At 73.6% G+C, this 20,923-nt stretch carries 20 protein-coding genes and 1 pseudogene; 8 read left to right on the top strand and 13 right to left on the bottom strand.

The features are described 5' to 3' along the window. Window positions 1-116 precede the first annotated feature (116 nt). Entirely contained in the window at window positions 117-1,502 is a 1,386-nt protein-coding gene (gene xylB, locus KGD83_RS18920; RefSeq protein WP_212640444.1) for a xylulokinase, read from the bottom strand. A 291-nt stretch (window positions 1,503-1,793) separates the two neighbouring features. On the opposite strand from xylB, the gene KGD83_RS18915 reads away from it, so the two are divergent. Both KGD83_RS18915 and KGD83_RS18910 read left to right on the top strand, forming a co-directional pair. Next, window positions 1,794-2,318 carry a cysteine dioxygenase gene (locus KGD83_RS18915; RefSeq protein ID WP_212640443.1) on the top strand — a complete coding sequence of 175 codons (525 nt, stop codon included), beginning with the start codon at window positions 1,794-1,796 and terminating at the stop codon, window positions 2,316-2,318. Then, window positions 2,315-2,707, top strand: coding sequence for a rhodanese-like domain-containing protein (locus tag KGD83_RS18910; protein ID WP_212640442.1), 393 nt, complete (start codon window positions 2,315-2,317; stop codon window positions 2,705-2,707). Before KGD83_RS18915 ends, KGD83_RS18910 begins: the two co-directional genes overlap by 4 nt. On the opposite strand, the gene KGD83_RS18905 is transcribed toward KGD83_RS18910, so the two are convergent. Next, window positions 2,650-3,276 (bottom strand): winged helix-turn-helix domain-containing protein, encoded by a 627-nt coding sequence (locus KGD83_RS18905; RefSeq protein WP_249351947.1) that lies wholly within the window; start codon window positions 3,274-3,276, stop codon window positions 2,650-2,652. The two genes, KGD83_RS18910 and KGD83_RS18905, sit on opposite strands and share 58 nt — an antisense overlap. A 245-nt stretch (window positions 3,277-3,521) precedes the next feature. On the opposite strand from KGD83_RS18905, the gene KGD83_RS18900 reads away from it, so the two are divergent. After that, window positions 3,522-4,460: a MetQ/NlpA family ABC transporter substrate-binding protein gene (locus KGD83_RS18900; protein ID WP_212640441.1), complete on the top strand. Its 939-nt coding sequence runs from the start codon at window positions 3,522-3,524 to the stop codon at window positions 4,458-4,460. A 221-nt stretch (window positions 4,461-4,681) separates the two neighbouring features. Here the strand turns inward: KGD83_RS18900 and KGD83_RS18895 are convergent, their stop codons facing one another. The 3 genes from KGD83_RS18895 to KGD83_RS18885 all read right to left on the bottom strand — a co-directional run bounded on the left by KGD83_RS18895 (window position 4,682) and on the right by KGD83_RS18885 (window position 8,542). Then, window positions 4,682-5,749 (bottom strand): pectinesterase family protein, encoded by a 1,068-nt coding sequence (locus KGD83_RS18895; protein WP_212640440.1) that lies wholly within the window; start codon window positions 5,747-5,749, stop codon window positions 4,682-4,684. Between the two features lie 93 nt (window positions 5,750-5,842). After that, window positions 5,843-6,868, bottom strand: coding sequence for a hypothetical protein (locus tag KGD83_RS18890; protein WP_212640439.1), 1,026 nt, complete (start codon window positions 6,866-6,868; stop codon window positions 5,843-5,845). Between the two features lie 1,080 nt (window positions 6,869-7,948). Further along, window positions 7,949-8,542, bottom strand: coding sequence for a Dps family protein (locus KGD83_RS18885; protein ID WP_212640438.1), 594 nt, complete (start codon window positions 8,540-8,542; stop codon window positions 7,949-7,951). A 254-nt stretch (window positions 8,543-8,796) separates the two neighbouring features. Between KGD83_RS18885 and KGD83_RS18880 the strand changes: the two genes are divergently transcribed. Next, complete coding sequence (locus tag KGD83_RS18880) at window positions 8,797-9,234, top strand: hypothetical protein (RefSeq protein WP_212640437.1); 438 nt, start codon at window positions 8,797-8,799, stop codon at window positions 9,232-9,234. Between the two features lie 16 nt (window positions 9,235-9,250). Here KGD83_RS18880 and KGD83_RS18875 read toward each other — a convergent pair whose 3' ends face one another. Then, window positions 9,251-10,432: a PucR family transcriptional regulator gene (locus KGD83_RS18875; protein ID WP_212640436.1), complete on the bottom strand. Its 1,182-nt coding sequence runs from the start codon at window positions 10,430-10,432 to the stop codon at window positions 9,251-9,253. 396 nt (window positions 10,433-10,828) lie between these two features. Here KGD83_RS18875 and KGD83_RS18870 point away from each other — a divergent pair, with 396 nt between their 5' ends. Then, on the top strand, window positions 10,829-11,665 hold the full coding sequence (locus tag KGD83_RS18870) for an aldo/keto reductase (RefSeq protein ID WP_212640435.1): 837 nt from the start codon (window positions 10,829-10,831) through the stop codon (window positions 11,663-11,665). A 39-nt stretch (window positions 11,666-11,704) separates the two neighbouring features. On the opposite strand, the gene KGD83_RS18865 is transcribed toward KGD83_RS18870, so the two are convergent. After that, window positions 11,705-11,866: a hypothetical protein gene (locus KGD83_RS18865; RefSeq protein ID WP_212640434.1), complete on the bottom strand. Its 162-nt coding sequence runs from the start codon at window positions 11,864-11,866 to the stop codon at window positions 11,705-11,707. Between the two features lie 87 nt (window positions 11,867-11,953). On the opposite strand from KGD83_RS18865, the gene KGD83_RS18860 reads away from it, so the two are divergent. After that, window positions 11,954-12,484 (top strand): RidA family protein, encoded by a 531-nt coding sequence (locus tag KGD83_RS18860; protein ID WP_212640433.1) that lies wholly within the window; start codon window positions 11,954-11,956, stop codon window positions 12,482-12,484. On the opposite strand, the gene KGD83_RS18855 is transcribed toward KGD83_RS18860, so the two are convergent. Continuing rightward, window positions 12,432-13,538 (bottom strand): DMT family transporter, encoded by a 1,107-nt coding sequence (locus KGD83_RS18855; protein ID WP_212640432.1) that lies wholly within the window; start codon window positions 13,536-13,538, stop codon window positions 12,432-12,434. The two genes, KGD83_RS18860 and KGD83_RS18855, sit on opposite strands and share 53 nt — an antisense overlap. A gap of 83 nt (window positions 13,539-13,621) precedes the next feature. On the opposite strand from KGD83_RS18855, the gene KGD83_RS18850 reads away from it, so the two are divergent. Continuing rightward, window positions 13,622-14,215: a TetR/AcrR family transcriptional regulator gene (locus KGD83_RS18850; RefSeq protein ID WP_212640431.1), complete on the top strand. Its 594-nt coding sequence runs from the start codon at window positions 13,622-13,624 to the stop codon at window positions 14,213-14,215. Window positions 14,216-14,296: 81 nt separating this feature from the next. Here the strand turns inward: KGD83_RS18850 and KGD83_RS18845 are convergent, their stop codons facing one another. Next, on the bottom strand, window positions 14,297-15,181 hold the full coding sequence (locus KGD83_RS18845) for a sulfotransferase family protein (RefSeq protein ID WP_212640430.1): 885 nt from the start codon (window positions 15,179-15,181) through the stop codon (window positions 14,297-14,299). Between the two features lie 242 nt (window positions 15,182-15,423). On the opposite strand from KGD83_RS18845, the gene KGD83_RS18840 reads away from it, so the two are divergent. Next, window positions 15,424-16,224 (top strand): SIR2 family NAD-dependent protein deacylase, encoded by an 801-nt coding sequence (locus KGD83_RS18840; RefSeq protein WP_212640429.1) that lies wholly within the window; start codon window positions 15,424-15,426, stop codon window positions 16,222-16,224. Between the two features lie 61 nt (window positions 16,225-16,285). Here KGD83_RS18840 and KGD83_RS18835 read toward each other — a convergent pair whose 3' ends face one another. From KGD83_RS18835 to KGD83_RS28775, 4 genes and pseudogenes are all read right to left on the bottom strand, one after another. Next, a complete protein-coding gene (locus KGD83_RS18835; protein WP_212640428.1) occupies window positions 16,286-19,528 on the bottom strand; it encodes an NACHT domain-containing protein in 3,243 nt (1,080 codons plus the stop codon). 137 nt (window positions 19,529-19,665) lie between these two features. Further along, window positions 19,666-20,337, bottom strand: coding sequence for a uracil-DNA glycosylase (locus tag KGD83_RS18830; protein WP_212640427.1), 672 nt, complete (start codon window positions 20,335-20,337; stop codon window positions 19,666-19,668). Between the two features lie 74 nt (window positions 20,338-20,411). Next, entirely contained in the window at window positions 20,412-20,594 is a 183-nt protein-coding gene (locus KGD83_RS28780; protein ID WP_249352475.1) for a helix-turn-helix domain-containing protein, read from the bottom strand. 186 nt (window positions 20,595-20,780) lie between these two features. After that, window positions 20,781-20,918: pseudogene (locus tag KGD83_RS28775) on the bottom strand (DUF2283 domain-containing protein); the annotation flags it as partial. Window positions 20,919-20,923: the final 5 nt, after the last annotated feature.

Raw genomic sequence — 20,923 nt, 5'->3', positions numbered from 1 at the left:
GTGCGCCTATCGCAAGACCGAAGAAGGGGTCAGGGCGGGTCCCGTCGACTGATGCGAACGCCGCCAGAGTTGTGCTGGGGTGTCGCACAGCAGGGTATGTATCCGCCGAACACGCCCTAGAGGCCGTGGGCGGAGCGGCGCGCCTCGGTGTAGCGCTCGCGCACGTGCGGCGCGTCCACGGTCTCGGCGGAGGCCTCCGGCTCGCCCAGGTCCCAGGTCGGCGCCTCTGCGGTCCCCGCCAGCGTCCACGCCGCCTGCCGGGCCGCGCCCACGGCCACGTACTCGGCGGGCCGCGGCACGACCACCCGCGCGCCCAGGACGGTCGGCGCGACCGCGCGCACGGCGGCCGACTGGGCAGCCCCGCCCACGAGCAGCACCCGGCTGACCGGGATGCCGGTGTCGGTCATCGCGGCCAGCCCGTCGGCCAGCCCGCACAGCATGCCCTCCACCGCCGCGCGGGCGATGTTCTCCGGGCGCATGTTGGACCGGCGCAGCCCGTGCAGCGACCCCGCGGCGTCGGGCAGCACCGGCGTGCGCTCGCCGTCCAGGTAGGGCAGCAGCACGACGCCCTCGGCGCCCGGCTCGGCCGCCAGCGCCAGCTCGTCCAGTCCCGCCAGGTCCACGCCCAGCATCGCGGCGGTGGCGCCGAGCACCCGCGCCGCGTTGAGGGTGCACACCAGCGGCAGGTACCGGCCGGTCGCGTCGGCGTACCCGCAGATGATGCCGCTGGGGTCCTGCGTGGGGCCCTCGCTCACGGCGAACACGGTGCCGCTGGTGCCCAGCGAGACCACCGCGTCCCCCGGGCGCAGTCCCAGGCCCAGGGCGCTGCCCATGTTGTCCCCGGTGCCCGGGGCCACCAGCGCGCCCGAGGGCGTGCGCCCCACGGCCTCGGCCGGTTCGGCCACGCGCGGTACCCGGATCTCGCGTCCGAAAGCCCGCGCCAGCAGGTCGGGGCGGTAGGCGTTGTCGGTCGCCGACCAGTAACCCGTGCCCGAGGCGTCGCCGCGGTCCGTGGTGGGCTCGGACCCGGCTCCGGTCAGCCGCCAGGTGAGCCAGTCGTGGGGGAGCATCACCGCGGTGGTGCGGTCTGCGTGCTCCGGCTCGTGCCGGGCCAGCCAGCGCAGCTTGCTCACGGTCAGGCTGGCGTTGGGCACGTTGTCCACGGCCTTGGCCCACTCGGCGGGGCCGCCCAGCTCCTCGATCAGGTCCAGGGCCGTTCCGGCCGAACGGGTGTCGTTCCACAGCAGCGCCGGGCGGACCACCGCGCCGACCTCGTCCACGGCGACCATGCCGTGCTGCTGTCCGGCGACGGCGACGGCGGCCACGTCGTCGAGCAGGCCGGAGGAGGCCTGTTCCAGGGCCGACCACCAGGCGTCGGGGTGGACCTCGGTCCCGTCGGGATGCGGGGCGCGGGCCTCGCGCACCACCGCGCCGCTGTCGGCGTCGCAGACCACGACCTTGCAGGACTGGGTCGAGCTGTCGATTCCGGCGACCAAGGGCATGGTTTTCGCTCCGTGAAGGCAGGGTGGGGTGGCAACCCCCACAACCTAGAGGATCGGAGCCGGTGCTGGAAAGCGTTGTAACTGTCCGTTGTTCCGTTGTGACCGTTTTCTCCGCGGTGCTCGGCGGCGCGCCCGCCTTAAGGAAACTAAACAAGTAGGGAATGTGGTTGACTGCGGTCGTGGCACTCAGCGCACCATCACCGCACCCGCGGGCGGCCGTCTTCGACGAGCGGTGTCAGCGGCCCGTGTGACCGACCGGGGACCGCTCACGACCTTCCGAAGGACCGCGCCATGACCGACACCGCCGCAGCGCCCACCCCGCTCACCCCGGACCGCCTGTCCGAGCTGACCGCCGAGGTCGCCCGGGAGGTCCGCGAGGGGCTCCACGAGGTCCGCTTCGACGCCGGGAACCGCTGGTCGGTGCGGCTGCGCGCCGACGACCACACCGACGTCTGGCTGATCTCCTGGACCCCCGACCAGTCCACGCGCCTGCACGACCACGCCGAGTCGCTCGGCGCGCTCACGGTCGTCGCCGGGGACCTGGTCGAGCGGTACTGGGACGCCGGGCTGCGCGAGCGCGCCCTGCCCGACGGCGGCGGAGGCCGCTTCCCGCTCGGCCACGTGCACGACGTCGCCAACGCCTCCGAATCGCCCGCCGTGAGCGTGCACGCCTACTCCCCGCCGCTGGCCGCCATGCACTACTACGAGGTCGGCGGCGACGGGGCGCCGCGCCGGACCCGCAGCGTCCTGACCACCGAGCCCGAGCCGGACGCCCCCGTCCTGGAGGAGCTGCCCGCCAGGGGAGGCCGCCGGTGAGCGCCGTCGAACGGCTCCTGGAGAGCGGGCGCGCCCGCCTGGACCGGCTCTCGCCCGCCGAGGCGCTGGCGGCCCAGCGCGCGGGGGCCCTGCTGGTCGACACCCGCCCCGCCGCCGACCGCGAGGCCGAGGGGGAGGTCCCCGGCGCGCTGGTGATCGAGCGCAACGTGCTGGAGTGGCGGCTGGACCCCACCAGTCCGGACCGGGTCCCCGAGGCCGACTCCGCGGACCGGCTCGTCGTGCTGTTCTGCAACGAGGGCTACGCCTCAAGCCTGGCGGCCGTCCAGCTCCAGGAGCTGGGCCTGTCCCGGGCCACCGACGTGGTCGGCGGCTACCGCGCCTGGCGGGCCCGGGGGCTGCCCGTCACCGGGCCCGCGCTCGGCGGCTGACGCCCCGGACCCCGGGCCGCGGAACCCGCCGCGCGGCCCCGCTCCCGGGGCCGCGCGGGCGTCTCGGCCTCCGGCGGCGGGAGCCGACGCCGGAGGCCCCTCGTAGACGTAGCCTCGACCCTGCGCACGGTGGTGGTGAGGCCCCCGGCGGGGTCGAGCTTGCGGCGCAGCCGGTGGACGTGCACGTCGATCGTGCGCGTGCCCTGTCCCCTGCGCGCGCTCCACACCCGCTCCAAGAGCTCCTCGCGGGGGATGGCGCGCCCGGGCGAGGCGGTCAGGCAGTCCAGCAGCTCGTACTCCTGGTACGCCAGCTCGATCTCCCGGCCGCCGGACCAGACCCGGCGGGCGCCGCGGTCCACGAGCGGCCCGGCGCGAACGCGGGGCGGCGGCCGGTCGGGTGCGCGCGGCGCGTCCACGGCGACGCCCCTGACCCGCATGTACCCGTCGCCGTCGGGCAGTGGCAGCACGCCGAGGGGCGAGTGCTCGGAGCCGGGCTCACCGGTCGGCGGCGGGTTCCAGCGCGGGGCGGGGGCGGGTGGTGCGCCGAGAGGGCTGTGTGCGCTGGACATGCCACCATGATGCGCGCGTAACCCTATTTTTTCTATCTGCTAGATAGGAAACATGGCGCGTGTGGCCGATGCCACGTGCTCGGAGTCCGAGAAGTGATAATTCCTACCAATTCGGTGGATTAGGCTCTGATCAGCCCCGCGCTACCCCACACGGTCCGCGGAGCCGCACCCTCGCCGGCACCCGTACCGGCCGCCGCGGGGCCCGTCCCCGCGATCCTCCATCCACGATCACGAAGGAGCGCACCATGCGCACGACTCCAGCCGCACTCGGAGCAGCCGCCCTCACCCTGGCCCTCGCCGCCTGCGGCGCGCCCAGCGAGCAGGCCGCCGAGTCCGGCGGCGAGGGGGACGTGCTGCGGGTGGGCGTCAGCCCGGTGCCGCACGGCGACATCCTCGCCTTCATCGAGGAGAACCTCGCCGAGGAGGCCGGGCTGAACCTGGAGATCGAGGAGATCTCCGACTACAACGTCCCCAACACCGCCCTGGTCGAGGGGGAGCTGGACGCCAACTACTTCCAGCACCGCGCCTTCCTCAACGAGTGGACGGCCAACGGCCCCGACGCCGAGCTCACCTACCTGACCGACGTCCACATCGAGCGGCTCGGCCTGTACTCCGAGAGCGTCGAGAGCATCGACGACCTGCCCGACGGCGCCGAGATCGCGGTCCCCAACGACCCGGCCAACCTCGCCCGCGCCCTGGGCATCCTGGAGGCCGAGGGCCTGGTGACCGTCGACCCCGAGGCCGGGGAGTCCGCCACCGAGAAGGACATCGTCGACAACCCGCGCGACATCACGGTGACCCCGCTGGAGGCCGCGCAGCTGCCCCGCTCGATCTCCGACGTGGACGCCGCGGTGGTCAACGGCAACTACGCCATCGAGACCGACCTGCCCGAGCAGTCCAACGTCCTGGCCTGGGAGCCCGAGGGCGACGACTACGTCCAGTCCTACGCCAACGGTCTGGTGACCCTGGCCGAGAACGCGGAGGACGAGCGCGTCCAGCTGCTCGCCGAGCTGCTGCACGACGAGCGGGTCCTGGAGTTCATCCAGGAGTCCTGGCAGGGCGTGGTCCTGGCCGTGGACGCCGAGGGCAACATCGTCGAGACCGCCGCCGACGACGCGGCCGAGAGCCCCGAGGCCAGCGCCGACGACGCCGCCGAGGAGAGCCCCGAGGCCGACCAGGAGTAGCCGGGGTCCACGGGTACGGGCGGACCCCCGACGGGAACCGCCGCCCGCACACCCCGTCCGTCCGCGAGGGCGGTGGAGCTGACCGCTCCACCGCCCTTCGCCGTGTCCGGAGGCCGGGGCCGGACGGGTCGCGCGGCGGGAACGAGCCCGGAGCCCTCCTGGCGCGCGACGCGCCCATCAGGCGGAGCCCGACCCCGGACGCGCCCGCACGGCGGACGGGATCAGCGTTCCCGCGTGGCGGAATCCGGGCGCCCCGCGCGCTCCCGCACGGGGTTCCACCCGTCGTCCCCGGCCAGGTAGGCCCCGATGGTGTGCCGGGCGGCCTCGGCCGGGTCCATCTGCGGCCGGTCCGCGGTGACCAGCGCGCCGGGGCCGGAGTTGCGGTACTCCAGCATCCTGAACCGCCGCCAGTCGTGGCCGGAGGCCATCGCGATCCAGCCCTGCCCGCGGAAGTGGCGGCCCATCCAGGAGTCGCGCACCAGCACCCGCGGCTCGGCGTCCGGATGCGAGCTGGGCACCCACGGGCGGCCCAGGTAGACGGTCCCGGCGGGGGCGTCACCGGTGAAGCGGCCGCGGGTGACCAGGAAGCCGAACTCCCGTCCGGGCCGGGTGCTCGGCGCGGTCACGTAGCCGTTGTCGGTGTCGCTGCCCCGGTCCAGGGAGTGGAACACGCACCCGTCGAACACGGCCGTGGCCCGGCCGAAGACGAAGTCCACGTCGCCCTCGACGTAGCAGTCGCGGTAGTACTGGCGCGCGGGGGTGTCCGCGTCCGGCGAGTCCGCGTACAGCGTGTCCTGGTGACCCAGGAAGCGCACGTTGTCGAAGACCAGCCGGTCCCCGGTGGCGCGCATCGCGACCGCCTGGGTCCCGGTGACGCCGGGGTGCTCCTCGCGCAGCCAGGAGTTCGCGAAGGTCAGGTCGCGGGCGTGCGTGCCGTCCCCGGAGATGAGGACGCTGGCGCTGCCGGACGTGCCGCGGACGCCCCCGCCGGGCCCGGGGGCGCCCGCCGCACGGTCGTAGGTGAGGACCACGTCCCGGGGGTCGCCGGTCGCGCCGAGCAGGGTGATCCCGGGTTTGTCCGGGGGAACCGCCACCGGCTCGCGGTAGACGCCCGCCCCGACGAGGATGGTGACGCCTTCGCCGCCGCCCGCGGGCACGGCGTCGATCGCGGCCTGGACCCCGGTGTGGTCGCCGGAGCCGTCGGCGGCCACGGTGATCACCCGGCCCTCCGCTCCGGGGGCGGGCCGGATGCGCGGCCCGGGGTCGGCGGGGGAGCTGCGGCGGACCATGGGAAGGCCCCTCTCCTGTGGTGATCGCTTGCTTCAAGGGCGCGGCGGTGCTGCAACCGATTGCAAAACTGTCCCCGACACGGCCGCGCCGCGTCAAGCTCGTGCACGGGACGCTCTGCGCTCCCGAAAGCGTGTCCGCGCGTCGTCTCGGCCACATGCGCACTTGCCTTCGCGGACAGGCCCGTCGGTCCAGGCTGCGGTCTCCCGGAGCCTTCGGCGACAGCAAGCGTTTGCGGCGCCAACCCTTCCACGCGACTCCCAGGAAGCGGGCGTGTCCGCTGTCGCTCCCTGCCCGGTCCGCTGCGGGCTCCGGGGCCCGGGCACGCACCCGGGTGCGTACGGGCCGGTCAGCTGGCCGGGCGCGGGCACCTCCGTGGTGTCCGGGCTCCGGCCGAACGAGCGGATCAGGCCGTCGGCCCCCCGGGCCGCGCGGTGCCCGTCCGCGGACAGCACGGACGGGTCGAACCCGCCCGTGCGCGCGGGAGGCCGGGCCAGCTTGCCGCTGTTGTCCACGACGGCGTAGCGCATCCCCGCATCGAAGGCCGCCACGTTCTTCCCGTCGTCGCAGCAGAAGGTGTGTCCGGCGTCGTCGCGCACCACGTGGACCACGTGCTTCTCGGCGTACATGGCGGTGACGTAGCCCGCGGCGGCGTTCCCGTCCGCCTCCACCGACTGCTGGTGCATCTCGGAGTCGGCGAAGGAGCGCGAGTAGCCCAGGGCCGTGGTCACCGACCCGCTCACCTTGACTCCGACGCCCTCCACCGCCACACCGGCCTCGAAACCCACCGTGACGCCGACGCTCTTGCTGTAGGTCCGGGTCCGGGTGTCGGTGGCTCCCCAGGAGACGGTCTGCCCCATGTGGCCGTCCTCGCTGCTGCCGCGAAGGTCCAGCGCGGCCACCAGCGTGTAGGAGCGGCGGCGCAGGGTGTAGGTGGGCGAGTTCTCGATGACCCACGACCGGGACCTGGTGCCGTCGTCGACCGCCAGGCACGGCACGACGACCTCGCGGTCGATGACCGCGTTCTGCTCGTCGGGGACGTTGTCGGGGTCGGTGATCGTGGGTCGGGCCAGACCCCCGCCCCTGGTGACGGGAAGGGGCAGGTCGAGTGCGTAGACCACGCCCGGGTCCTCCCCGAACATCTCGCCGTCCGCCGCGCCGCCCGTCCCGAGGGCCTTGCCGTAGACCCAGAACCCGGGGTCGGGGCGATCTGGACGCTGCCCTCCTCCAGGGTCTGCCGGGGCCGCTTGGTGCGCAGCGTCTCGTACGCCCCGCCGTCCGCCTTGGTGGAGTACTTGTCGCCGGGCACCGCGTACGCCACCCCGTCGGTGTCCTCCCTGACGCAGGCGATCTGCTCCTTGCGCACGGCATGGGGCCAGTACCACTCGTGGCCGGGAGCGTCGGCGAAGGCGCGGTAGCCGGGGGAGGGACCGCCCGGTGGCACCAGGCGACCTCGCGCCACTCCTCAGCGGGTCGGACCGCCCCGCTGGAGGGATCGGTGGACCTGATCCACGTGGTCGTCGCCTTGGGGTCGATGCCGCCGGCCAGGCGGTAGTGGTCCGCGCTGGGCCGGGAGGTCTCGCCGGTCGAGAAGACCGCGGTGATCTCGCCGGACACGCATTCCTTGGAGTAGGGCATGGGCCTCTTCCCGTGGTGCCGTGTGCGCGCACACGGGCGGGGCCAGCGGCCCTGGTCGGGTGCGCCCCTCCGTCAGGGCGCGGTGTGCCGACAGGGGGCAGGACCGGGTGAGCGGTTCCGACACCGCCATGACCTCCGCCAGCGGTGGAGCTGGGCCCGTGCCGCGCGGTCGCGTCCGCGTACGGCCGCATGTCACACGCCCGCATCCCAAGGAAAGGGGGCAAGAGGCCACCGAATCGATGAGGTCGTCATCCCGGGTCGAGGTTGTCCGCAACTTGTGCGCGCCGGGGTGGGGCCGGGCCGCGGAACCGCCGGGACCTGCCGACCCGGGACGGGGAGGGCACCGCGGCGGCCGAGGCACGGGGAGGGGACCCGAACGGGCGGCGGTGGCGCTCTTGCCGTGTCCTGCCCCGGACAGGAACGGGGAGGCCCCGCGCCGCTGCTCGGACAGCTCATTCGTGGGATACACGAAACCGCTCCCCGGTGGAGGGCACTGGATCCGCCAGTCCGACTTCCGGGGAGCGGTTCGGTCGCGCCGGACCCCTCGGCACGTGTGTTCCGCCCTAGGTGCGCACCAGCGGGGTGTCCACCAGGTGCTCGGCCACGAACCAGGCCTGGAGCTCGTTGGTGCGGATCACGTCCGACACCAGCAGGTCGTTCGTGCCGTCGTCCCCCAGCTCCTGCGTGCGCGCGGCGGCGTCGTGGCAGTCCTCCAGGATCGTCTCGTGCGCCTCCAGCAGGCGGGAGAGCATCGCGGGCACCTCCTCTGCGCCGTTGGGCGGGCGCGGGACGTTGGTGATCTCCGCGACGTGCCGGGGGTCGCCGACCGCCACCCCGCCGAGGGTCTGCACGCGCTCGGCCAGGTCGTCGATCAGCGCGGTCTGCTCGCCGGCGTGCTTGTCCATCAGCAGGTGCAGCTGGTAGAAGGTGTGCCCGCGCATGAGCCAGTGGTGCTTCTTGTACAGGTCGTGCAGGATGCGCGTGTCGCACAGCACCTGGTTGAGCCGCTGGCACGAGTACATCCGGGTGTCGTAGGACAGCCCGACCGGGAACTGGCGGACCGTCCCGAACTCCTGGATCTCCTCGCCGCTCTGGTGCAGCCACGGTTGGCTGCTCCTGGGCTTGGGTGCTCCGGTCTTGCGCTCTGCGGTCGTCACTCTGGTCCCCCTCCAGTCGGTCTGACTCGTGTCGCGGGGAGCGCGCACTGTGGCCGCGCTCCGCCTGTCAGTCTCGGCTACCCACAGCTCCCGGGGGTCTAACCCCGCGCCAACCGAGGGTAAGTTTCGTGTGCTTTCGCTGGTCGGAGCGCTCCGCCGGGTCCGGGGCGGCGTGTGCCGGGCCCCGGCGCACCGGAACCGTCGCAGGCGGACGCTAGTGTCCGGCCGGAGCATCCCCGTGAGAGAGGAGTCCCATGAGCTGGGACGTACTGCTGACATCGGCGCCCGCGGAAGCGAGGTCCGTCGACGACCTCCCCGAGGACCTCGGGACCGAGTCCATCGCGCCGCTGCCGCGGCTCCTGGCGACGCTGCGCGAGGCCTTCCCCGAGACGGACCTGTCCGATCCGGCCTGGGGCCACCTCCGGGACGAGGAGCAGGGGTGGAGCATGGAGCTCAACATCGGCGCGGAGGATCCGGTCGGGACCGTGATGCTCCACGTCCGCGGCGGTGACGCCGTGCCCGCCATCCTCCGCATGGCCCGGGTGCTCGGCTGCCGCGCCCTCGACTGCTCGAGCGGCGACTTCCTGAGCGAGGACGGCGGCGGCGGCGGATGGGAGTCCTTCCGGGAGTACCGCGACCAGGTCCTCCAGCAGACGCCACCGGAGCGGACCGGGCCGTCCACGGCGCCCTGATCCGCTCCGGAACCGGTCAGGGCGCGATCGCGCAGGCGGTCTCCAGCACGAACCGCTGCCAGGGCCGGTGCGGGTCGTGCCCGGTCAGCTCCCGCACCCGGCGTAGCCGGTAGCGCAGCGTCTGGGCGTGCACGTGCAGCGCCTGCGCGGCCGTGGTCGCCGCGCCCTCGCGCAGGTAGGCCCGCAGCGTCTCCAGCAGGTGGGCGTTGCCCTCGGCCAGCAGCGGCCCCAGCACGGTGCGGCGGACCGCGGCCGGGGCGACCGGGCCGCCGTTGAGCAGCGCCAGCACGCACGCGTCGGAGGTCCCGAGCAGCCCCCGGGAGTCGAAGGCGTGCGGGGGCGCGGTCTCCAGGGCGCCGTCGGCCAGCCGGTAGGCGGCCGACATGTCGGTCAGCGCCCGCGGCTCCAGCACGCATCCGCGCCAGGGGCGTGCGCCGAGCACGGCGGCCACCCGGTCGGCGTCGTCGGGGCGGACCAGCAGCACCACGCGTCCCGAGCGCGTGGTGACCAGCGGGTCGGCGCCCGCCGGTTCCACCAGGCCCAGCAGCTCCATCCCGGCGGCTGGCGCGGCCGACCGCGGAGCCCCGGCGGAGGGACCGCCGTCGGCCTCGGCCACCAGCAGCACCGCCGGGTCGGGCGGGGCGATGCCCAGGGTCCGCGCCCGGTCGCGGATGGCCCCGCGCGAGGCCTGCCGACCGATCAGCAGGTCGTCCAGGAAGGCCCTGCGTGCCCGCTCCAGGTCCGCGTCCAGGTGGCGCGCGGCCTCGGCGTGGCCCGAGGACAGGCTCTCGGAGATCTGGTCGATCGAGGTCAGCCACAGTTCGCCCAGAGCGAACACGTCGGCGGCGTCGAGCCGGTCGGAGGCCAGTTCGGCGACCAGGCGCACCGCCGCCGCCGAGCCCACCCGGTGCGCGCGCACCACCGCGCCGATCGAACGCCCGTCGGCCGCCCGCGAACGCCCGATCCCGCGCAGCCGCTCCACGTCCTCCGGCGGCAGCCGCGTCGCCCCGGCCGCCCACAGCTCCAGGGCGCGGCCCATCAGCCACCCGGTGATCGCCCGCACCTCGGTGAGCTGGGACCCGTGCAGCGCGCGGTAGGCCGGGACCTCGGCGTGCACCTCGGCGACGATGCGCTCGACCAGCCCGGCCCGCTCCCGCGCCAGCTCGGCGCCGACCCGGGCACGCTGTTCGTGTCCCATCGCCCCACCTCCAGAACGGCCAGGGCAGCCTATCGACGGCCGCCCCCCGGGCACAGGGGAGCGAAGGGCGTGTGGGCAGGACCGCTCCCGTCGGGTAGGGGGAGAGAGGAGAGAGCACAGTGACGCGTGGGAGGTGCCGCAGGGATGGGGAGGACGAAACCGGAGGGAACCCCGCGCCGCTCCCGCCGGGCCCCTCCGTCCGCGCGGCGACCTCGCTGTCCGGGATGTCCCCACACGTCGGCTGTCACCGGGCGTGAACGGTAAAAAGCCCGCACAGTCACGGCGCATCTGGGACCGCGACCCGCGCGGACGTGGCAGTATGCGACTGCGGTAGGGGGAAGACCGCACGCTGGAAGAGCAAGGCAGACCGTTCGGCGCTGACGGGGGATGAGACAGATGCAGCAGACGACCGTTCCAGAACTCACTCTGGGTAATGGCCTGCGCATTCCGCAGCTGGGCTTCGGCGTGTGGCAGGTGCCCCAAGAGGAGGTCGTGGCGGCCGTGTCCACCGCGCTGGAGACGGGCTACCGCAGCATCGACACCGCGGCCGCCTACGGCAACGAGGAGGGGGTGGGCGAGGCGCTGCGCCGCTCCGGCCTGGAGCGCGGCGAGCTGTTCGTGACGACCAAGCTGGCCAACCCCGACCAGGGCTACGACGCCACCCTGCGCGCCTTCGAGGCCAGCCTGGGCCGCCTGAACCTGGACACCGTCGACCTGTACCTCGTGCACTGGCCCATGCCCCGCAGGAACCTGTACGTGCCGACCTGGAAGGCACTGGAGCGCCTCTACGCCGAGGGCCGCGTCCGCGCCATCGGCGTGTCCAACTTCCAGCGCCCGCACCTGGAGCGGGTCATGGAGGAGGGCGGCATCACTCCCATGGTCAACCAGATCGAGCTGCACCCGCTGCTCACACAGGCGGACATGCGCTCCTTCGACGCCAAGCACGGCATCGTCACGGAGGCGTGGAGCCCCCTGGGTCAGGGCAAGCTGCTCGGCCACCCGACCGTCGTCGCGGTCGCCGAGGAGCACGGGCGCACGCCCGCCCAGGTGCTGCTGCGCTGGCACGTCCAGCTCGGCAACGTGGTGATCCCCAAGTCGGTGACCCCCGAGCGCATCCGCTCCAACTTCCAGGTCTTCGACTTCGAGCTCTCCCGCGCCGAGATGGACCGGATCAGCGGGCTCAACACCGACAGCAGGTTCGGCCCCGACCCCGACGACTTCGACGGCGCCTGAACCTCCCCGCCGCCCGCGGGGGCGCTCGGACGGGCCCTCCTAGCCGCGCAGATCCCGGTGCCTGCGGGCCCCGGCCAGGACGGCCTCGGTGCCGTTGCGGCGCACGCGGCCCACGTAGACGGCGCCGCCGACGAAGATGGCGGCGAAGACGCCCAGCGCGGCGACGAGGGCGAGGGCGGACAGCAGCACAGTGATCGACATGCGCCCATCGTAGCCGCACGCGCGGCGGGTCCCCAAAGGGGCCGCCCGGGACGGGCGGCGGGCGCGCACGGGCAGGAGGGGACGCCGATGGGCCGCACACCGCACGAGATCGTCAACCCGCTCACCCTCGTCGAGCCGACGGGCTCCGCCCACGCGCTCGTGGTCAGCCCCGGGCGGGTGGTCCACGTCGGCGGGCAGCGCGCGCACCGCCCCGACGGCAGGATCGTCGGAACGGGCCTGGCTGAGCAGTTCGACCGCGCGCTCGCCAACGCGGTGGAGGCGCTGCGCGCGGCGGGCGCCGAGCCCGCCCACGTGGTGGACATGCGCGTCTTCACCACGTCCATGGCGTCCTACCGGTCCCAGAGCCACAGCGTCGGCGCGGTCTACCGGCGCCACATGGGCCGCTTCCACCCGCCGATGACGGTCCTGGGGGTGGTCGACCTCCTGGACCCCGACGCCGTGGTGGAGGTGGTGTGCACCGCCGTGGTCCCCGACGCGGCCGGGAGCGGGCCCCTGCTCGCGGAGCAGGTGCGGAAGCCGGTCGAGGAGGCCGGGCGGCCCGGGGTCACCGTCTCCGCGGACGGGGTCGGCCCGCTTCCGGCCCGGGAGCGTCCGTAGCGCCCCAGGTCCGGCGTTCCGGCGCCCGGGCGGGCGCACCGGCGGCGGCCTCGACCCGCCGCTCCGGTTCCCGGTCGGGAGTGCTCGTGGTGCTCGCGGCCGTGTGCTCCGGTTCCCGGCCGGGAGCGCCGGTAGCCTTCGCGTTCGGCCGGGCGGCGCGGCTTCCTGTTCCCCCGGCGCTCACCAGCACCACGGCCACAGCGCACACCGCCATCCCCGCCAGGGCGGCCGGGCCCACCGGGTCGCCGAACATCAGCCACGACCACACCAGCGTGGTGGGCGGGGTCAGGTACAGCAGGGCCGACACCCGGGCCACGCCCGAGCGGGCCAGGACGGCCCAGTACAGGCCGTAGCCGCCCAGGGTGGACAGCACCACCACCCACGCCACCGCGGCCCAGAAGCCGGGGTCGGCGGGCGGGGCCAGTGTGCCGGTGGCCGCGGCCAGTCCCGTGAACAGCACCGCGCTCACCGCGCACTGCACCGCCAGGGCCTGCACCACCGAACCCCCGGGCCGCGCGCGGCGCTCCAGCAGGGTCGCGGCCACCAGGGACAGCATCGCCCCGAACGGCAGCAGGTAGCCCCACCACGGCGCCGCGCCAGGCCGGAACAGGTCCGCGCCCACCACCAGGCCGACCCCGGCCAGTCCCAGGGCGAGGCCCGTCAACTGGCGAGGCCGCACCCGCTCGCCCAGCAGCGGGACGGCCAGGGCGGTCGCCACCAGGGGCTGGAGTGCGGCCACCAGCGCGCTCGTCCCGGCGGCCACACCCGCCTGCGCGGCGGCGAACACCCCGTACAGGTACCCGGACTGGGCCAGCAGGCCCAGCGCGGCGTGCGCGGCCAGGTCCCGCCGACGCATCCGCGGGCCGCGCCACAGCCACCACCCCGCCAGCAGGGCGGCCACGACCAGGAAGCGCCAGGCCAGCAGCGTGGTCGCGGGCGCGTGCCGGGTTCCCAGCTCAGCGCCGACGAAGCCGGAGCTCCACATCACCACCAGTCCTGCGGCGAGCAGGAGGAACGGTACGGAACGGGAGGTGCGTGTCTCGGTGTGTTCCATGCGGGCAGGTAAACACACCGGTCGGTATACTCACAATGTAGTCCGAACGAGGCGTCCCCTGCGGCGGGGGCGCGACGGAGGGAGTGGGCACCGTGCCCGGCACCGCGACGACATCACTGACCCCGGCCGCGCGCCGCGTCCTGGACGTGGCGACCGAGCTGTTCTACACCCGCGGGATCAACACCGTGGGCATGGAGCTGGTCGCCGAGCGGGCGGGGGTGACCAAGAAGACCATCTACGACCGCTTCGGTTCCAAGCAGCAGCTCGTCGTCCACTACCTGCGTGCCCGCGACGCCCGCTGGCGCGCCTACCTGGACGGCTACCTGGAGCCGGCCCGGACCCCGAGGGAGCTGGTGGCCGCCACGTTCGACGCCCTGGACGCGTGGACGGGCGAGGAGAACCCGCGCGGCTGCGCCATGGTCAACGCCTACGCCGAGCTCTCCGACCCCGAGCACCCCGGCCGCGCCGTCGCCGAGGAGCAGAAGCGGTGGCTGCGCGGCCTCTACGCCGACCTCGCCGAGCGGTCGGGGGCACGGGACGCGGGGGCGCTCGGCGACGCGCTGGCCATGCTCCACGAGGGCGCCGTGGTGGCCCGCAACGTCACCGGGGTCGCCGACGCCGCGCGCACCGCCCGCGCCGCCGCGGACGCCCTGATGACGGTGCACGGCGCGGACTGAGGGCGCCGGGGCCGGGGCGTGTCCGGCCGTTTCGCACGGGGACCGGGGCCGCCATGGGCGCGCGCCGGTCCCGCCGGGGGCTCAGGTGTAACCGAGCCGGGACAGCTCCGTGCCCGCCACCTCGCGCACGTCGCCGTACTGGTCGCGGGTCAGGCGCTCGCGCCACGACCCCACGCCCCAGGACTCCGAGGTCAGCAGCTCCGAGGCCGACACCCGCGCTCCGGTGAACTCCCGCAGCCGCTCGGCCGCCTCCACCTCGCCGCCGTGCACGTCCTCGTAGCGCAGGGTCAGCAGCTGCTCGGCGCCGATGGAGCGGCGCAGCAGCGCCGACATGCGGATCGCCCCGCGCCAGCGCATCGCGCACTTGGCGGCGGTGGAGCCCTCCGTGAACGAGGACAGGTCCGACTCCTCCTCCAGGCCGAAGAAGTGGTTGGGGAACTCGTGGTCGAGCTTCATGAAGCTCGGCTTGAGCCAGGCCAGCGAGCGCTCGTCCTCCATCATGTCCGCGATGACGTCGCGGCCGTCCCGGATAACCTGCACGAACAGGGCGTCGGGGAAGGCCGCGTGCAGGGCGGTGGCGCAGAACAGCAGGTCGGGGCTGGCGTCGCCGTAGCGGCGCACCTCCGCGCTGTGCTCGCACGGCTCGGCGGCGGCGCTGGCGGGCACGCGCGCCCACGGCCCCGGACAGCGCGGGCAGGTCAGCGGCGTGAGCTGCCAGGCCTCGGCGTAGGCCTCGCGCAGCAGGCTCGCCGTCCCGGCGACCTTCTCCAGCGCGAGGGAGGGGCGTCTGGCCACGGCGTAGACGGCGTTGAGCACGCCCGAGGAGCCCGCGCCCAGGTGCAGGCCGGGCACGCGCGACAGGGCACGGGCGACCTCGGCGACTCCCGAGTGGGGAGCGCCCAGGACGAACACCGGGCGCTCGACCTTGGTCCCGTTGACCACGAGGATGTAGGACGGCTGATTCATGACGGTGTCGATTTTCGCACCCTTTGCCCACCTCGTGTGCATCGGCAGGGATGTGGCCTCCGCGCCCTTCCTGTACCCCCGAGGTTACGCCCCGGGCCGGACCGGCGCCGCGCGCCGTTCCGGCCCGGCCCGGGGCGGTACGGCACCGGCGGGCGCGCGGCACGGAGCAGCGGGGGACGCGCCGCAGGGAGCTGCGGGCGCGGTGGGGCGAACGGTGCCCCGACCGCGTAAGAATGGGGGGTATGGCCTCGACGACCACCGAATCAGCGCCCTTCTCCGACCCGGCGGAGTTCGAACGGGCCGCCGAACTCCTGGAGTCCGCCGAACGCGTCACGGTCCTCACCGGGGCGGGGGTGTCCACCGACTCCGGCATCCCCGACTTCCGCGGACCGCACGGGGTGTGGACCACCGACCCGGACGCGCAGGCCCTGTCCGACATCGACATCTACATGGGCGACGCGGACGTGCGCCGCCGGGTGTGGGCCCAGCGCCGCACCCACCCGGTGTGGCGCGCCCTGCCCAACGCCGCGCACCGCGCCCTGGCCGACCTGGAGGCCACCGGGCGGCTGCGCGCCCTGATCACCCAGAACATCGACGGCCTGCACCAGCGGGGCGGGGTGTCCGAGGACGCGGTCATCGAGGTGCACGGCACCATGCTGCGGGTGGTCTGCATGGCCTGCGGCCTGCGCACGCCGAGCGGGACGGTGCTGGCGCGCCTGGACGAGGAGTCCGACCCCCGCTGCCCGGAGTGCCGGGGCATCCAGAAGTCGGACACCATCTCCTTCGGTCAGCGGCTCGACGCGGAGGTGGTCGACGCGGCCAGCCGGGCGGCCCGCGAGTGCGACGTGTTCCTGGCCGTGGGCACGTCGCTGACGGTCCACCCGGTGGCGGGGCTGTGCGACGTGGCCATGATGGCGCGGGCCGTCCTGGTCGTCGTCAACGCCGAGCCCACGCCCTACGACGACTTCGCGGGCGCCGTGGTCCGCGACCCCATCGGCACGGCGCTGCCCGCCCTGGTGGAGCGGGTGCGCGCGGCGGGGTAGGGGCGGCGAAGACCGTCTCGGCCGTGCCGGGTTCCGGCACGGCCGGTCGCCGGGGCGGCGCTCAGCCCCCGCTGCTGCTGTACCGGCCCGTCGGGGAAGGCGTCCGGCGCAGCCCGGGGACGGTGTCGGCGGCCTGTTCCCCGATCCGCCCGACACCGCCGACGGCACGGGCGCCGTGCTCCGGCGCCCACGAGGCCCGTGCGAGTCGGAGGACCCGCTCGAGGACGTCCTCTTGCGTGTGCGGGGCCAGGGCCCGCAGGACCGGGACGACCGTCTCCTCCCGTAGCTGGGGCCCGACCACGACCGTCAGCACACCGTTGAGGTAGAGGTCGACGACCTCCACGAGTTCGGTGCCGAACGCGGACGCCTCGGGCACGAGGGCCAGGTCCTCCGCCGCCTGCCTGAGCACCACCAGTTCGAGGCGGCCGAGGGCCCGCTGCGCGAGCAGGCGCCGGTAGGTGTGCAGGCGCTCCCCGGGGCGTTCGGCGGCGGGTTCCAGCCGTAGCCGCATGACCTCGTGGGCCTCCGTCCACGTCGCCTCGGAGTGCACGTCCGAGTACCAGGTGCCCAGGTCCTCCGACACGTGGTTCAGGTAGGGCAGAAGACCGAACATGAAGCGCGCGGCCGTGCCGTTGACGCGCATCGCCATGGACCGGAGCAGGCGGGAGGCGACCGTGTCGTAGGACACGGAGATGTCGTATGGGTCGGTCACGGAGGGCGCGGCGTCGTTGTTCTTGCGCAGTTCGAACCCCATGCACTCCCCGACGTTGACCGGTGTGCCGTCCTCCCTGCCGACGACCGTCACGGGGCCGTCGGCCGCCCAGCCGTCCAGGTGGCGGACGCGGAGCACGGACACGATGCTGAACCACTCGGCACCGGGCAGGGTGCGCCACATCGTGGTGGTGCCCTGGAGGGTCTGGTCGGGCTCGTGAGCCTCCGGGAAGAGCTCGCGCGCGTCCACCGGCTCCTGACGCACGAGGCACAGCAGGATCATGAGGTTGCTGGTGTAGTTGGCCTCGCGTTGGGTCAGCGGCAGCCGCGCGGGCCCGTAGGCACCGTAGGAGCGGTTGGGGGCGGGGAAGGGCGCCTCCTGGAACAGCTCCACGAGCAGCCGCGCGTAGTCCTCGCGGGCCTCCGGTTCCTCGGTGAACCGCCGCTCCAGGAGTTCGTCGAGGAAGTCCACGACCTTCTCCCTGCCCGCGTAGCTGGCGAAGGAGGACAGGGCGTACAGCTCGCCGTCGTCGGGGCGGGTGCTGCGGCCCCGGCGCCGCGAGGAGCGCGCGCGTGAGGCCTCCAGCTCGTCCAGGGCGACGATCACCGCCCTCGCCACCAGGTACTCGCCGAAGGTGGCGTGCAGGAACTCGAACACGCTCGCGGTGCCCTCGCCGCGCCTGGCCCGGGACTCGTGGACGAAGAAGAACCTGCCCAGCACCTGGTGGGCGGGGTCGATCCGTCCGTGCAGGTCGGTCTCGGTCGCGCGCACCGCGGCGTCGGGCATGAGCACCGCGAGGTCCCGGTCCAGCTCGTCGGCGCTCACACTCTGCTTGCGCCGGGTGAACATGGCCAGCGCGGCGATCTCCAGACGGCGCAGCTCCTCCTCGACCGCGTCGTCGAAGTCGTTCCTGCCCAGACCGGAGTGGTGCTTGTCCACCTCGCGCCTGGCGAACATCGTCAGCAGCCGTTCGTACAGCTCCCCGTGGGACAGGGCGTGCGAGGCCCGCCGCAGACCGTTGTCCCCGGCGTCGTAGATGAGCAGCATGAGCAGCAGCAGGGGCTGCTCGGCCAGTTCGCGGTAGGGCAGGAGGGAGTCGACGGTCAGCGGTTCGAGGCCCCGGGAGGCCAGGGCCCGCGCGTTCGCCTCGTTCCACACCCGGACCATCTGTCCGATCTGGGCCTCGGTGAAGGGTTCCAGCCGGACCACGGTGGTGCCCAGGGGGAAGCGCGTCCGGTCCGCCACGACCGTGCGGCTGGTGACGATGACCGCCACGGGCTGCCCCAGGGCCTCCTGCTTGTGCTGGAACTCCTCCACCCGCTCCAGGTAGTCGGAGCGGTCCACACCGGTCGCCTGGAGGAGTTCGTCGAAGCCGTCCAGGATGACGACGGGCAGCGCGCCGTCCGCCGACTCGGCGAGTTCGCGCCAGGACACGCGGGTGTGGAGCGTCTCGGCGAGTCCTTCCTCGATCTGCGCGTGGATGGGCGCGTTCGGCTGGACCGAGCGAAGCTCCACCCGGATGGGGAGGAAGTCGGCGGCGGGCAGGTGGGCCGCGAGCATCTCGGTGAACTTGGACTTGCCCGCGCCCGGGTGGCCCAGGACGACCGTGGGGGTCTCGACGGAGTCCGCATGGATCAGGTGCAGCGCGAAGAAGCGCCGGAGGTCGTCCACGAGTGCGGCCTCCTGCCACGCCTCCTCCGTGGAGGGGGAGCCGTTGGTGCCGGTCCTCAGCACACGGCCGCACGGCGGCACGTAGGCGTCCTCCAGGGCGGGCAGGACCAGCCCCGACGACGCCTCGTCCGAGCGCAGCACGGGCTGGCGCAGCACCGCCCGGTAGGAGGCGGCGAGTTCCCGCCTGCGCTGGTCCACCGGTCGGCCGGAGCCCGCCAGCTCCAGCAGTCTGCCCAGCTCCCCGAACCCGTGGGCGAGGACCTGGCGGGTGTGGTCGTGCTCGTAGAGGTGCACCCACATGCCGAACTCGGGGACCTCGGCGGCGAGCTGGCGCAGGTACTCGGTGAGCCGCCGGGCGGCGTCCTCGGGGACCTCGTCGATCAGCCGTGCCATGAGGGGGTGGTCGTGGTCCACAGCGTGTGCGACGGCCTCGGGGTGGCCCACCAGGATGTCGCTGAAGCTGCCCGTGAGGAGGTGGAAGACCTGGAGGATCTCGTAGGGGGCCACGGCCTGGGTGTGCACCTCGGTGGGGGAGGGGAGCGCCCCCAGGTCCTGGAGCGCCGAGTCGAAGTACGTGAACGGTTCGGCCTCGGTGAGCCTGAGCTCGTCCAGGGAGAAGGGCGCCTCCGCCCTGGCCAGGCACTCCTCCACGGCCTCGAAGAACGAGATGACGACCAGCACCTTGTGCGCCGCCTCGATCTTCTCCGTCCGGGACAGGCGGCTCTCACCGCTGATCTTGTCCCGGATGCCCTCGATGGCCTGGCGGCCCTTGCTCACCAGGAACCCGCGCAACCCGAAGAGGTCGGGCACTCCCACCAGCCCCAGTCCGCCGTCCGTGAGCCTCTCGGCGAGGTTCATCACCTCCGAGTCGTTCTGGCCGAGGATCTTGAGCGCGTCCGCGTAGGTGAGCCGTTTCGCCATCGGGGGTGCCTCTTCCCGCTTCGAGGGAGGTTGTGGAAACACGGTCGGACCCGGCACCGGGGGCGGTGCCGAGTCCGCAGGTCAGCATGGGTTTCGGGGGTAGGGGAGGAGCGGGCGTGCTCCCGTGGTGGGATCCGCTAGGGCAGTTCCCAGTTCACCAGGTCGGAGTTCTGCTCCTTGAGCATCTCGTTGGCGCGGCTGAACGGCTTCGAGCCGAAGAACCCGTTCCGTGCCGAGAGCGGGCTCGGGTGCGCGGACTCCACACACGGCACGCCCGGCATCAGCGGGCGCAGGTTGCGGGCGTCGCGCCCCCACAGGATCGCCACCAGCGGCTTGTCGCGCTCGGCGAGCGCCCGGATGGCCTGCTCGGTGACGGCCTCCCAGCCCTTGCCCCGGTGCGAACCGGCCTTGCCCGGCTCCACCGACAGCACCCTGTTGAGCAGCAGCACGCCCTGCTGGGTCCACGGGGTCAGGTCGCCGTTGGAGGGCATGGGCACGCCCAGGTCGTCGACCATCTCCTTGTAGATGTTGCGCAGGCTCGCGGGCAGGCGCACGTCCGGGGCGACCGAGAAGCTCAGGCCCACAGCGTTGCCCGGGGTCGGGTAGGGGTCCTGGCCCACGATGAGCACGCGCACGTCCTCGAAGGGCTGCTTGAAGGCGCGCAGGACGTTCTCGCCGGCGGGGAGGTAGGTGCGGCCCTCCGAGACCTCCTGTCGCAGGAAGTCGCCCATCGCGGCGATCTGCGGCGCGACCGGCTCCAGGGCCTCGGCCCAACCGCTGTCCATGATTTCTTTCAGGTCCTTCGGCATGGCCAGAACACTAGCGGCAGCGGGCGACATCCACGTCCGCTTCGGGCCTGCCCGGCTCCCGGCAGCCGGGTTCTTCACCCGAGGACGCGGAGCCGGGAGCCCGTTTCCTCGACGTACTTGCGCACGGAGCGCTCGGGAACCCGGTAGGAGCGGCCCACCCGGACCGCCGGGAGGACTCCGGCGTGAACCATGCGGTACACCGTCATCTTCGACACGCGCATGATCGTGGCGACATCCGCGACAGTCAGGAAGCGCATCTCCTCAGGGGGTGCCTTCGGTCCGCGCCGGAGCGGCGGGACGGGCACCCGGTCATCGAGCCCCAGGATCTGGGCGGCGAACGCGTTCACCCACGCCCGTGTGTCCGGGTCCGCCGCTCCGGACTCACGCAGAACCTCCAGAAGGGCTGTGGTGTCCAGAGGACGCCCCAGGGTGAGGACTTCCACCCCCACCGGCCGACCGTCAGCGGAGTAGTCCACGACGAACGGACCGTGGTCGAGGGTTCTCTCCACGCGAGCGTCGGCGAGAGTCAGGTAACCCGCGTCCGCTTCCTGGTCGATCGTCACTCTCCGGGGCGCTGCCATGGGAA

This window comes from Nocardiopsis akebiae (genome assembly GCF_018316795.1).
Taxonomy (GTDB): domain Bacteria; phylum Actinomycetota; class Actinomycetes; order Streptosporangiales; family Streptosporangiaceae; genus Nocardiopsis; species Nocardiopsis dassonvillei.
The sequence above is the reverse complement of the archived record's forward strand: the minus strand, read 5'-3'. Positions and strand labels throughout refer to the sequence as shown.